We start from the raw sequence: 12728 nt of genomic DNA, 5'->3' as shown, positions 1-12728 counted from the left end.
AAACGAAGCCCTGATCAGGCCTGAGCCACTGGCGGCAGGTTGCCGCGCACCGGGCTGGTCATGGTGCCCTTGAAGTCGGTCCAGCACTCGCGGCTGAAGTCGTAGAGCTTGCAGTTCTTGGCCGTCTCAAAGTACCACTTCCAGGAGAAGGGCTGCACGATGATGCGGCCGGGCAGCATTTCTTCGAGCTTGGCTTGGGCTTTTTTCAGGCGGTACAGGGGCACGCTCATGTCCACATGGTGGGCGGTGTGCTCCATGATGTGGTGCATCAGTGCGCCGATGTTGAAGGGGAAAGTCAGGTGCACGGTGGTCGACACGAAGGGCGCGGCCTTGGTCCAGGCAGCCTTGTTGTCGTGCCAGGAGACCTTGACATGGGTGTGGTGCACATAAACCACAAAACCGATCATGGTGTTCCAGAAGAAGAAGGGCACGGCAAAGCCCAGCAGCAGCGACAGCCAGACCGACTGGCCGGTGGCCACGGCGGCGGCGGCAATGGCGGCGATCCAGAGAACGCCAAAGACCGTCACCAGCGAACTGTCCTTGAAGAAGATCGGGCGGCGGGTGGGCATGTGGGTCTTGTTGGGGAAGAACTCGCGCTTCCACCAGATCTCGATCATGTAATACAGACCGGGTGCCCAGCCGCTGCGGTAGGCACGTTCGAGCAGTTTCTGCATGGGAGACAGCGCTTCAAACTCTGCAGCCGTCAGTGGGGTCCAGACAAAGTCCACACCTTTGAGGTTGGTGTAGCCGTGGTGCACCACGTTGTGGCCGGTGTCCCACAGGCTGTAGGGCGTGAGCGATGGCAAAAACGCGATGCGGCCGAGCACCTTGTTGAGTTCGCGGTGGGGTGTGAGGCTCTGGTGGCAGGCGTCGTGGCCGATGATGAACAGGCGCCCGATCACAAAACCTGCAGCCAGACCGCTCAGCAGCTTGGCCCAGATGGCGTCGAAATACAGCGTGCCTGTGATCAGGGCAAAAAACAGGGCGTAGTCCACGATCAGCAGCACAAAGGCCAGGACGGTGGTGCGCTGGGACAGCGGGATCAGCCATTCGCGAATGATCTTGCGATGGGGCAGAGGCTGGTCCAGAGGGATGGGCTGTGAAGGCGTGGGGGGGGTGTTCATGACAGTCATGGAGCAAGAATTTGAATCGCTTGACTGCAAGTTTAGTCGTTCGACCATGCAACTGGCCTGACAAGGATCAATCATGGTTTGGACAAAAGGGCATAAGCCCACTGGGTCTGCGTCTGGCAGGGGTGCATGGGCACGGTGCTTATGCTTGATGGATGCGTTGAATGTTTTCGGTGTGTAACCGATTCCGTGTGAAAATTGAAATCAAATTACATGGAGTCCCCTGAATGTCGCTTCGCGCCACCAAAATTGTTGCCACCTTAGGCCCCGCTTCCAGCGACCCCGCCCTGCTTGAAGCCATGATCCGTGCTGGCGTCAATGTGGTGCGTTTGAATTTCAGCCACGGCAAGGCGCAAGACCATGTTGACCGCGCCCGCCTGGTGCGCGAAGCCTCGCAGCGCGCTGGCCGCGAAGTGGCCATCATGGCCGACCTGCAAGGCCCCAAGATCCGTGTGGGGAAATTTGCCGAAGGCAAAGTGATGCTGGAGCCCGGCGCATCTTTTGTGCTGGATGCCTCGCGCGCCGAACCCGGTGACTTGCAAGGGGTCGGTCTCGATTACAAGGAATTGCCCCGCGATGTGAAAGCGGGCGATGTGCTGTTGCTCAACGATGGCCTGATTGTGCTGAATGTGGTGGCTGTCAAAGGTGAGCAAGTGCACACCACCGTCAAGTTGGGTGGCGAGTTGTCCAACAACAAAGGCATCAACAAGCAAGGTGGAGGCCTGACCGCGCCCGCCTTGACCGCCAAGGACATGGACGACATCAAGACTGCCATGAGCCTGAAGGCTGACTATGTGGCCGTGAGCTTCCCGAAAAACGCCACCGACATGGAAATGGCCCGCCAGCTGTGCAATGTGGCCGGTGCCGAATACGGCCACAAGCCGGGTTTGATCGCCAAGATCGAGCGCGCCGAAGCCATTCCGCACCTCGAAAGCATCCTGATGGCCAGCGACGGCATCATGGTCGCGCGGGGCGATCTGGCGGTGGAAGTGGGTAACGCGGCTGTGCCTGCCCTGCAAAAACGCATGATCAAGCTGGCCAAGGTGCACGACAAAGTCGTCATCACCGCCACCCAGATGATGGAAAGCATGATCACCAACCCGGTGCCCACCCGCGCCGAGGTGTCGGACGTGGCCAATGCGGTGCTGGACGGCACCGACGCCGTGATGCTCAGCGCTGAGACCGCCGCAGGCAAATACCCGCTGGAGACGGTGGAAGAAATGGCCAAGATTTGTCTGGCCGCTGAGGGCGCGGAAGACGTGCAGCTCGATGCTGACTTCAAGGGCCAGACCTTCAAGCGCATCGACCAGTCGATTGCCATGGGCGCCCTGTTCACGGCGCACCACCTGGGCGCCAAAGCCATCGTGGCCCTGACCGAGTCGGGATCGACCGCCTTGTGGATGAGCCGCCACCGGGTGCACATCCCGATTTATGCCTTGACCACCAAGCTGTCGTCGCAACGCAAGATGACCTTGTTCCGCAATGTGCGCCCCTTGTTGCTGGACACCAGCGCCGACCGCGATACCGCCTTGTTGGAGGCTGAAGGCCACCTGAAAAAACGCAACATCGTGAGCACAGGCGATGTGTACGCCATCACCTGTGGCGAGCCCATGGGTTCGCCCGGCGGCACCAACATGCTCAAGATCTGCCGAGTCGAATAAGTCCAGGTGTGCCTTGGGCGGGGCGTGGCGACGGACGGTGCTTTGTGCGCCAGTTCATCCAGCCAGCGCTTCGCCTGGCCTGCATTCAGGCCTGTGTCAGACCGGAGCCTATAAAATTCACCCAGTTACAAGCCGGTTACATAGACAGTCGGCTCACCTGAATCTTCAACTCTCCGGGAAAACACTACCATGGCACTCGTTTCAATGCGTGAGCTGCTGGACCACGCCGCCGTCAATGGCTACGGCATTCCAGCTTTCAACGTCAACAACCTGGAGCAAGTCCAGGCCGTCATGACGGCGGCCGACGAAGTCGGCGCTCCCGTCATCCTGCAGGCGAGCGCCGGCGCACGCAAATATGCAGGTGAGCCCTTCATCAAGCACCTGATCCAGGCCGCCACCGAGCAGTGGCCCCACATCCCGCTGGTCATGCACCAGGACCACGGCCAAAGCCCGGCGGTTTGCCAGGGTGCGATCAACCTCGGTTTCTCGTCGGTCATGATGGACGGCTCTTTGCTGGAAGACGGCAAGACCCCGGCCGACTTCGCTTACAACGTGAATGTGACCCGCCGTGTGGTGGACATGGCCCACTTGTTGGGCGTGTCGGTAGAGGGCGAGCTGGGTTGCCTGGGCAACCTGGAAACCGGTGAGGCCGGTGAAGAAGACGGCATTGGCGCTGAAGGCAAGCTCGACCACAGCCAGATGCTGACCGACCCCGAAGAAGCCGCGCAGTTTGTGAAAGCCACCGGTCTGGATGCCTTGGCCATTGCCATTGGCACCAGCCACGGCGCCTACAAGTTCAGCCGCAAGCCCACGGGCGACATCCTGGCCATCAGCCGCGTCAAGGAAATCCACCAGCGCATTCCCAACACCCATTTGGTGATGCACGGCTCGTCCAGCGTGCCGCAAGAGCTGCTGGCCCTGATCAACCAGTACGGCGGCAAGATGAAGGAAACCTACGGCGTGCCCGTCGAGGAAATCCAGGAAGCCATCAAGCACGGCGTGCGCAAGATCAACATCGACACCGACATCCGCCTGGCCATGACAGCGGCTGTGCGCAAGTTCCTGTTTGAAAACCCCGATAAGTTCGACGCCCGCGAATGGCTCAAGCCCGCCCGAGAAGCGGCCAAACAGATTTGCAAGCAGCGCTATCTTGAGTTCGGCTGTGAAGGCCAGGCTGCCAAGATCAAAGGCGATAACCTGCAGGTGGTGGCGGCTCGTTATGCCCGGGGTGAGTTGGCGCAAGTGGTCAACTGATCGGATCGGATGGTTCACAGCGGCAGTGTTTCTAGACCCTCACACGAGACACTGCCCATGCCTTTAAAAGGCGTAATTCAATTTTGCAAATAACTGGCTCGATCTCAAGTTGATTTCGGGCTGGACTGCGCTTGCAACGATGCGACTGCCTTTGTAAAGGGCTTGTGGCGTGCCTTCTTCGATGCGGTCTTGTCGAATGTGGATGGCGGCTGACCATGTCCATCTTTGATCGTTTGCGCCCAGCTTATTTCCTATCGACAATCCAATTTCACGGGTATGGCCTGCGCCCAGATGCAAGGTTGAAGGCGCAAAGTTGGGAAACACCACATTCGACTGTCCTGAAAAAATGCGTCCCTGCCAATACTCAGCTTGCCAGATCAAATTTGTATTCACGGATTGTTTGTACCGAACACCTAGAGACAAGTCGTTGAATTGAAAATGCTCGGGATAGCCTGCCGCCTCGCTGGTGGATTGAATGTTTCGATGAATTGAGTTGTGAACCACTCGTCCTCCTAAGGACAAGTTTTCGCTGGCCTTGAGGTGAACCGATCCGGAGATTCTCTGATGCCCAACGTCAGAAAAACTTGTGGCAGTTTGGCCTGTATTGGTTGCACCCAAGTAAGTGCGCGACCCCTTGCTCTGTGACCAAGCCAAAGCCCAGTCAGCCGATGTGCAATGAGCGGAAAGCATCAAGCCATTGAAATGCAGTCGCCCGTTCTCAGTCACCAGCCGTTTACCTGAACGGGACACTTCTTCCCAGCGGCTTATTTCAGTTCCAAGCTGAGGGCTGAGGAAGACCTTGGAGCACTCTTTACCGAGCGCACTCCAGGATACAAAAAGAGCAAGCGCACCCACATACAAATGTGGGCGCAACAGGCGATCACAGAATTTAAAGGATGTCACTCCAAGGCACTTGTTTGGATGTTTCAAATTTGCCGTCATTTTCTTGGTCAAGTTCGATCAATGCATTGCTGGTGCCATTAGCGGTTGCACGGATTTTCCCACCTTGCTTGAATGTGATGAGGGCAATTCCATCAGTCGGGTAGGACAAAGAAAATGAAACGTTAGATGTCACAGGCGATACGAAATTCTTGATGGTCTGAATAGTGGCGGTGTTGGAGCCCAAGCTCGGGATGTTGATGGAGCCCGTGATGGACAGAGTCACTTGCTTGTTGTAGGTGGTGCTTTTGAGGATGTAGTCACGGTATTCGTAAACTTTTGTGGTTCCTGCTGTGGTGACGCTGTAGTCCAGACTGGCGGCGCTGACATTTACAGTCATGCTCTGTTGAGTCATGCCGTTTTGCCCGAGTACGTAAATTGATGAAATGTCCATGTCAAACGATCCTTGGGTGGCTGTTGTAACGCCATTGATCTCGGAACGGAACTGATTGCTTTGAACAATTAATGAAGCATCAAATGCGTCTGGATTCGCCGAATTTTTTGAGTACTTCGTGAAGGTGATCGTCATTTGACCGTTGATTTTCGCTCCACTCAATGAGTCTATGCAGTCGTTTGCGGAAACCGTGACGTAGTCACCAGGGTCGGGTGAATCATTTCCATTTAAATCGTCGCTGGACATGCTGAGTGAGCCACCTGAGGTGCATGGTTGTGTATCTGTGATGATGGCGCCGATGAGTTGTGGTCGTTGAGCGCCCAAACTTTTGATCAAGTCTGGAAGTTTTGAAAGCACGAAATCAGTGATGGTTGGCGCTGTTTGAACGTTTGCGCCCGGCAAAAGATTGGAGGCGTTACTCGAATTGCCAAGCAAGGTGCTCGAACTGCCCATGGCCTCAGTGGCTGCGGCCTCATAGTTTTGAGTCGTCAGCGCAACCGACGGTCTGTCAGTTTTGTTGTTTGAGTTTTGACTGCCACCTCCACCGCCTCCACAAGCGGTCAACGTTGCACAAATCATCAGAACAGTTGCGAGTTTTTTCATGGTTGCCCCTTCAAAATAATTGAATTTTATGATGAGAAAGTATTTGTTTTTAAATGCTTGATGATTTGAAGGTGCTTGTTTGGATGGGGAGAAATGTGTGCGGGGTATGCTGCAAGAGTCGTATGGAGGGGGAGATCTCTTGAGATAATCCACAAGAATGATTCCGAGCCCTTGAACAGTTCAACGGGCTTTTTGTTTGATGAGAGTTCCCATGCCCAACGCCCTCCACACCTCGGCCCTGACCTCCTTGCCCCTGCTGGCGCGTGGCAAAGTGCGTGACAACTACGCCGTGGGTGACGACCGCATCCTGATGGTGGCGTCGGACCGCATCAGCGCGTTTGACGTGATCATGGGCGAGCCGATCCCTGGCAAAGGGGTGCTGCTCACGCAAATGGCGCTGTTCTGGTTTGACAAACTGGGCCCCAAGGGCCTGAACATTTGTCCGATCCACCTGACGGGTGAAGCGCCCGAGAGCGTGGTGAGCGCTGAAGAGGTGCCGCAGGTTGTCGGCCGCTCCATGCTGGTCAAGCGCCTCAAGCCCATCCCGGTCGAGGCGGTGGTGCGCGGTTATTTGGCCGGCAGCGGCTGGAAGGAATACCAGGACAACCAGGCCGTGTGCGGCGTGAAACTGCCCGCGGGCCTGAAAAACGCCAGCCGCCTGCCCGAACCCATCTACACGCCCGCAGCCAAAGCGGCGGTGGGTGAGCACGACGAAAACATCACCTTCGAGCAAACCGTGGCCATGATCGGCGCCGACCTGGCCACCCGCATCCGTGACATCAGCATCCAGCTGTACAAAGCCGCGCGTGACATCGCGGCCACCAAGGGCATCATCATTGCCGACACCAAGTTCGAGTTTGGCCTGGATGCCGATGGCACCCTGGTGCTGATGGACGAGGTGTTGACGCCCGATTCATCGCGCTATTGGCCCGCCGAAAGCTATGCAGAGGGCGCCAACCCGCCCAGTTACGACAAACAGTTTTTGCGCGACTGGCTGGAAAGCGCCCAGATCAACGGCAAGCCCTGGGACAAGACCCCGCCTGCGCCGCGCTTGCCGCGTGAGGTGATCGAGAAAACCGCCGCCAAATACGAAGAGGCCATGAAAAAGCTGATGGCCTGAACCTTCAGGCCGCCAGACCTCGGTGCCAAGTCGATAAAAATGACAAGACACACGGCGCCTCCGACCAAGACCCCCAAGGCGCCCGGCGATGAGTCACCCCCCAGGTGCGTGAGAAAAAAGGACACACCCACATGAGTTTTTTCCGACCCGCTTCAGCACTGATGGTGCAGTACGCCCACTACCACCGCGACCGGCGCAACATCGCCACCCATTTGCTGGGGGTGCCCCTGATCTTCATGGCCATTGGCATGATGCTGACCCAGCCGACCTGGGCGTGGGGCGAGTGGGCGCTGACCCCGGCTTGGTGCATGTGGGGGCTGACAAGCCTGTGGTATCTGACCCGTGGCACCCTGCTGCTGGGTGTGGCCACCAGCTTGGTCAATGGTCTGCTCATCGCATGGGCGCATGGGCTGGCGGCCCTGGCCGCAGACGCAGGCGTGCTGGCTTGGCAGGCGGGTCTGGGCCTGTTTGTGATCGGCTGGATCATCCAGTTTGTCGGGCATTACTTTGAGGGCAAAAAACCCGCCTTTGCCGACGACATCGTGGGCTTGCTGGTCGGCCCCATGTTTGTCGTGGGTGAGGTGCTCATGGCCATCGGCTTGCTGGCGTCCATGCGCATGGACATCGAACGCCAGGCTGGCCCGACGCACTGAACGATTCGGCGAACACCCACGTCGGACTCTGCGAGTACCGGCCTGCGGGGAGGCTACGGTGGGCCTTGGCATTGACAACTTCGCGAATGGACAGTCATCTTGTAGGTCGGCGGTCGAAGACCCCGACAAATGTCTGCAGGCCGATTGTGCTGTTCAGGGCTTCAGGCCGGTCATGAGGCCCGAAGCCGACGCCTGTCAGTTCAGCGCCATGCTCAGCTTGCGCCGGTAGCTGGAGATCATGGCCAGCAGCGGGTCTTCCTGCAGAGCGGCTTTGCCCATCAGCTCGATGCCGCCGGCCGACTTGCCGGTGGCGTCTTGCGTTTTGGGCTTGGGCGGTGTCATCAGCTCCAGCAAGGCGACAAAGGTTTTGCGCGGGGCTTCGTCGTCCCACTTCTTGTCGCGCATGATGATTTCCAGCAACTCGTCCATGGCCGCTTCCCATTGACCCACGGCGATCAGCAAGCGGCTTTTGGCAAAGCGGGTTTCAAAGTCGCGCTTGTTTTGACCGATCAGGACGTCAAATTGGCCCAGTTCCCACTGACCACGCGGGTCGTTGGTCACAAATTCCAGGGCGTTGAGCCATTGGGTTTGCGCCTCAAAGCGCAGCGGCACCGGGATGCGGGCCATGGCCGGGGCCAGCAAGGCGGCAGCTTCGGCCAACTCTTCTAGGCCAATCAACAGCTTGACCAGGTCAAAACGCGCATCGTCGTTGCCGGGGTCGGTGGCCAGTGCCTGCTCCAAGGCGGCGCGGGCGCTGTGCTCATCGCCTGCTTGCAGGTGCTGCTGGGCTTCCAGGGTGGCGGCCTGGGCGTGCAGTTCTTCAGCGGCGGGCAGGTGTTTGTCGAGGAACTGGCGCAACTGTCCAGCGGGTTGGACGCCCATGAAGCCGTCCACCGGTTTGCCGTTCTTGAGCATGACGCAGGTGGGAATGCTTTTGATGCCAAAGGCCTGGGCCAGTTCCTGCTGCTCGTCCGAGTTGATCTTGACCAGCTTGAAGCGGCCTGTGTAGGCCTCTTCCAGCTGTTCGAGCACCGGACCGAGCGATTTGCAGGGGCCGCACCAAGGGGCCCAAAAGTCCACCAGCACGGGCGTGGTCATGGAGGCTTCGATCACCTCGGCTTCAAAATTTTCTATCGTGACGTCCATCATGGCGGGCAGTGTTCCGGGTTGTGTTTCAAACCCACGCGGGGTGAAACCTTAAAATTCAAGATTGATCACGAAAAGCACCCAATGACTCAAGCGCTCATCGGCGTCGTCATGGGTTCCAGCTCTGACTGGGACACCATGCAGCACGCAGTCCAGATTCTCCAACAGTTTGGCATCTCTCACGACGCCCGTGTGGTTTCGGCCCACCGCATGCCCGACGATATGTTTGCTTATGCACAAAACGCGGCCGAACGTGGCTTGCAGGCCATCATCGCGGGGGCGGGCGGCGCAGCCCACCTGCCCGGCATGATCGCGGCCAAAACCGTGGTGCCGGTGCTGGGCGTGCCGGTGCAGACCAAGGCCCTGTCGGGGGTGGATTCGCTGCACAGCATTGTGCAAATGCCCAAGGGCGTGCCGGTGGCCACCTTTGCCATTGGCGCAGCCGGTGCGGCCAATGCCGCCCTGTTTGCCGTGGCCATGCTGGCCAACAACGACCCTGCTCTGCGTCAAAAGCTCGAAGCTTTTCGCGCCGAGCAAACCGCTGCCGCCCGCTCCATGACCTTGCCCCCGGTAGGTGCAGCATGAACAAACCCATGAACAAAGCCCTGTTGCCAGGCGCCATCGTCAATGGTCACCCTGCCACATTGGGTGTGATGGGCGGCGGCCAGTTGGGTCGCATGTTTGTACAAGCGGCGCAGGCCATGGGCTATTTCACCGCCGTGCTCGACCCCGACGCCGCCAGCCCCGCCGGGCTGGTGAGTCACCACCACATCCAGACCGATTATTTGGACGAGCAAGGCCTGGCCCAGCTGATGCAGCGCTGCGCGGCCATCACCACCGAGTTCGAGAACGTGCCCGCGCCCGCGCTGGTCACACTGGGCGCACACCGCCCGGTGGCCCCGGGCGCCGATGCTGTGGCCATTGCGCAAGACCGCGCCGCCGAGAAAGCCCACTTTGTGCACTGCGGTGTGCCGGTGGCGCCGCATGCCGTCATCGCCAAGCCCGAGCAATTGGCCGCTGTGGGTGACGATTTGTTGCCGGGCATCCTCAAGACCGCCCGCATGGGCTACGACGGCAAGGGTCAAATCCGCGTCAAGACCCGTGATGCGTTGACCGCCGCATGGGACCAGCTCAAGAACGTGCCCTGCGTGCTCGAAAAAATGCTGCCGCTGCAAGCCGAGTGCTCGGTCATCGTTGCGCGTGGACCCAATGGCCAAATCGTGAATTTTCCGGTGCAGCTGAACCTGCACCGCGAAGGCATTCTGGCTGTGACCAGCGTCTACGAAGGCGCGGTGCCCGCAGAACTGGCGGCGCAGGCCGTGGCGGCGACTCGCACCATAGCCGAAGGCCTCCACTACGTGGGCGTGCTGTGTGTGGAGTTCTTCATCCTCGAAGGCGGCCAGCTGGTCGTCAACGAGATGGCACCGCGTCCGCACAACAGCGGCCATTACACGCTGGACGCCTGCGACCAGTCGCAGTTTGACTTGCAGGTGCGCACGCTGGCTGGCTTGCCGCTCACGCAGCCGCGCCAGCATTCCCCGGCCGTCATGCTCAACCTGCTGGGGGATCTGTGGCCCGAAGGTGGCGTGCCTGCCTGGGACAAAGTGCTGGCCTTGCCCGGCACGCATCTGCATCTGTACGGCAAGCTGTCGGCGCGCCCCGGTCGCAAGATGGGGCACCTGAACATCACGGGTGCCACACCCGAGGCGGTGCGCGCCACGGCCTTGCAGGCGGCAGCCCTGCTGGGCATTGAAGCGTTTTGAGCTTGTCATGATCTTTGCGGCAGACGATCGCGCCATCGAGCAGGCCGCCCGTGCCTTGCGAGATGGCCAATTGGTGGGCCTGCCCACCGAGACGGTCTATGGCCTGGCGGCCAACGCCACCGACGACGCGGCGGTGGCTCAGATTTTTGTGGCCAAGGGTCGTCCGGCCGACCACCCGCTGATCGTGCATGTGGCCAGCGCCAAACAGGTGCCGCTGTTTGCCGCGCAGGTGCCCGAATTTGCCCAGCGCCTCATACAGGCTTTCTGGCCCGGCCCCTTGACCCTGATCCTGCCGCGCCAGAGCGGCGTGGCCACGGCCTCGGCGGGTGGGCAAGACTCGATTGGTTTGCGCTGCCCATCGCACCCAGTGGCACAGGCGCTGCTGCGTGCGGGGCTGGCCTTGGGCGTGCACGGCGTGTCAGCGCCCAGCGCCAACCGCTTTGGCCGCGTGAGCCCGACCACGGCCGCGCATGTCCAGTCCGAGCTGGGCCAGGACTTGCTGATTCTGGACGGTGGCGAGTGTGCGGTGGGCATTGAGTCCACCATCATCGACTGCACACGCGGCGAACCGGTGCTGCTGCGCCCGGGGCACATCACCCGCCCACAGATTGAAGCGGCTTGCGGCCGCATCGTGCTGGACAAAGATGCGCTGACCCAAGCCGCACCACGCGCCTCGGGCACGCTCGAATCGCACTACGCGCCGCGTGCCAAGGTGCGCTTGATATCGGCGCACGACATCGACGCCAAACTACAAGCCCTCGGCCCGCATGCCAACAACCTGGGTTTGTGGTCGGCCCAGCGCCCTGACGCGGGTGCAGGCGTGGTTTGGCGCGAACAGCCCACAAGCCCTGAACAGGCCGCGCATGATCTGTTCAGCGTGTTGCGAGATCTGGATGCGCGTGGCGTGACGCAAATTTGGGTGCAGCTGCCGCCCGACACGCCCGAGTGGGAAGGTGTGCTAGATCGGCTGAAAAGGGCAGCGGCTTGAGTGGGAGGCCGCATCTGTATTAATCAGGCCCTGGATGTATTTGATGCTCAAAGGTTTCGTAGGTCGGCAGTTTCAGCTCCGACGTTTGTTCGATACAGCTCAGACTGCATATCGGGGCTCAAGCCTCCGACCTATTGATCCGGCCCTGTGAAGTTTGCAGGGTGACTTCAATCTTGCACCTGGTGGGAGCTAGCCTTGCTGGCGATCAGACGCATGTGGACCACAGGCTTTTCGCTTGGCTGGCAAGCCCCACTAAATCCTCCCAACGGGCAACACACGGCTCATACTTCATCGGGCCGAATCTATAAGGGATGACTGGGCGCAAACAGTTCAGACTTCAGCGTTCATCATCAATCATCAAAACGCCCGCTTGCAGCGGGCGTTTTGACTTCAGAGGGCGCTCAAAACTTCATGCCCACACCGAATGTGGCAATGCCCGGGTCGAGGGTGGTCTGAATGGTCTGCCCGGTGGACAGGGTGGTGGTGGTCTTCAAAAACGTTTTGGCGTAGGAAAAGTCCACGAACCAGCGATCATTCATCTGGATGCTCATCCCTAAGCCGGGGCTGAGCGCCAGTTTGGAATCCACTTTCATGCCGGTGCTGCTTCCTTCGGGGTTGAGCGGGTTCAAGCTGTTCAGGGTGGCGCTGCCTTGGGCGTCACTGAAGTGCACGTAGCTCAGTCCCAGCATGGCGTAGGGTCTGAATTTGGCCTGGGCTTCGCCAAACCGGTATTGCGCAAAAACCGTGATGGGCAAGGCGGTCACTGTGCCGATTTGCCCCACATTGGAGATGGCGCCCGTGCCATACAGCTTGTGTTTGAAGCCTGTGCCCAGCGGCACGGCGACCGCCAGGTGCTCGTCATACACATAGGTCAGCTGCAGGGTCGGCCGTGTGTCGCTGCCCACATCAATGGTGGTGCCCGAAGGCGAGGGGGCGCTCAAGGCGCCACTGCTCACGCTCGGGGAGATTTGCGTCACACCGCCCTGGACCAGCCAGGAACCCGCGCTTTGCGCCCAAACGCCAGTGAACGTGCCCATCAGTGCGAGGGTTAGGATGCTTTTTTTCATGGATTGCTCC

General features: G+C 59.6%; 12 protein-coding genes. 7 read left to right on the top strand and 5 right to left on the bottom strand.

Features of this window, described 5'->3' with window-relative positions; all coding sequences use genetic code 11:
• Window positions 1–14: 14 nt before the first annotated feature.
• Window positions 15–1133, bottom strand: coding sequence for a fatty acid desaturase (locus AMM33_RS06515; protein ID WP_090139705.1), 1119 nt, complete (start codon window positions 1131–1133; stop codon window positions 15–17).
• 224 nt (window positions 1134–1357) lie between these two features.
• Here AMM33_RS06515 and pyk point away from each other — a divergent pair, with 224 nt between their 5' ends.
• A complete protein-coding gene (gene pyk / locus AMM33_RS06510; RefSeq protein ID WP_090139703.1) occupies window positions 1358–2791 on the top strand; it encodes a pyruvate kinase in 1434 nt (477 codons plus the stop codon).
• Between the two features lie 189 nt (window positions 2792–2980).
• Window positions 2981–4045: a class II fructose-bisphosphate aldolase gene (gene fba, locus AMM33_RS06505; protein WP_090139702.1), complete on the top strand. Its 1065-nt coding sequence runs from the start codon at window positions 2981–2983 to the stop codon at window positions 4043–4045.
• Window positions 4046–4108: 63 nt separating this feature from the next.
• Here the strand turns inward: fba and AMM33_RS21805 are convergent, their stop codons facing one another.
• Window positions 4109–4999: a hypothetical protein gene (locus AMM33_RS21805; RefSeq protein WP_194945279.1), complete on the bottom strand. Its 891-nt coding sequence runs from the start codon at window positions 4997–4999 to the stop codon at window positions 4109–4111.
• Window positions 4935–5981, bottom strand: coding sequence for a hypothetical protein (locus tag AMM33_RS21800; protein ID WP_194945278.1), 1047 nt, complete (start codon window positions 5979–5981; stop codon window positions 4935–4937). Before AMM33_RS21800 ends, AMM33_RS21805 begins: the two co-directional genes overlap by 65 nt.
• Before the next feature lie 199 nt (window positions 5982–6180).
• On the opposite strand from AMM33_RS21800, the gene AMM33_RS06490 reads away from it, so the two are divergent.
• Together AMM33_RS06490 and AMM33_RS06485 are read left to right on the top strand one after the other, a co-directional pair.
• A complete protein-coding gene (locus AMM33_RS06490) occupies window positions 6181–7101 on the top strand; it encodes a phosphoribosylaminoimidazolesuccinocarboxamide synthase (protein ID WP_369802410.1) in 921 nt (306 codons plus the stop codon).
• Window positions 7102–7232: 131 nt separating this feature from the next.
• On the top strand, window positions 7233–7754 hold the full coding sequence (locus tag AMM33_RS06485; protein ID WP_090139695.1) for an Mpo1 family 2-hydroxy fatty acid dioxygenase: 522 nt from the start codon (window positions 7233–7235) through the stop codon (window positions 7752–7754).
• Between the two features lie 195 nt (window positions 7755–7949).
• Here the strand turns inward: AMM33_RS06485 and trxA are convergent, their stop codons facing one another.
• Window positions 7950–8903 carry a thioredoxin gene (gene trxA, locus AMM33_RS06480; protein ID WP_090139693.1) on the bottom strand — a complete coding sequence of 318 codons (954 nt, stop codon included), beginning with the start codon at window positions 8901–8903 and terminating at the stop codon, window positions 7950–7952.
• Window positions 8904–8984: 81 nt separating this feature from the next.
• On the opposite strand from trxA, the gene purE reads away from it, so the two are divergent.
• Genes purE through AMM33_RS06465 form a run of 3 tightly spaced genes read left to right on the top strand, consistent with a single transcriptional unit; the run spans window position 8985 to window position 11651 of the window.
• Window positions 8985–9485: a 5-(carboxyamino)imidazole ribonucleotide mutase gene (gene purE / locus AMM33_RS06475; protein WP_090139691.1), complete on the top strand. Its 501-nt coding sequence runs from the start codon at window positions 8985–8987 to the stop codon at window positions 9483–9485.
• Window positions 9486–9493: 8 nt separating this feature from the next.
• Window positions 9494–10663 carry a 5-(carboxyamino)imidazole ribonucleotide synthase gene (locus tag AMM33_RS06470; RefSeq protein WP_090139888.1) on the top strand — a complete coding sequence of 390 codons (1170 nt, stop codon included), beginning with the start codon at window positions 9494–9496 and terminating at the stop codon, window positions 10661–10663.
• Window positions 10664–10670: 7 nt separating this feature from the next.
• Window positions 10671–11651, top strand: coding sequence for an L-threonylcarbamoyladenylate synthase (locus AMM33_RS06465; protein ID WP_090139689.1), 981 nt, complete (start codon window positions 10671–10673; stop codon window positions 11649–11651).
• A gap of 401 nt (window positions 11652–12052) precedes the next feature.
• Here the strand turns inward: AMM33_RS06465 and AMM33_RS06460 are convergent, their stop codons facing one another.
• The gene (locus tag AMM33_RS06460) at window positions 12053–12718 is read right to left on the bottom strand and encodes an OmpW/AlkL family protein (RefSeq protein ID WP_090139687.1); all 666 of its coding nucleotides are present in this window, start codon (window positions 12716–12718) and stop codon (window positions 12053–12055) included.
• Window positions 12719–12728 lie beyond the last annotated feature (10 nt).

The sequence above is a fragment of the Limnohabitans sp. DM1 genome, from assembly GCF_001269385.1.
Classification (GTDB): domain Bacteria; phylum Pseudomonadota; class Gammaproteobacteria; order Burkholderiales; family Burkholderiaceae_C; genus Limnohabitans_A.
The sequence above is the reverse complement of the archived record's forward strand: the minus strand, read 5'-3'. Positions and strand labels throughout refer to the sequence as shown.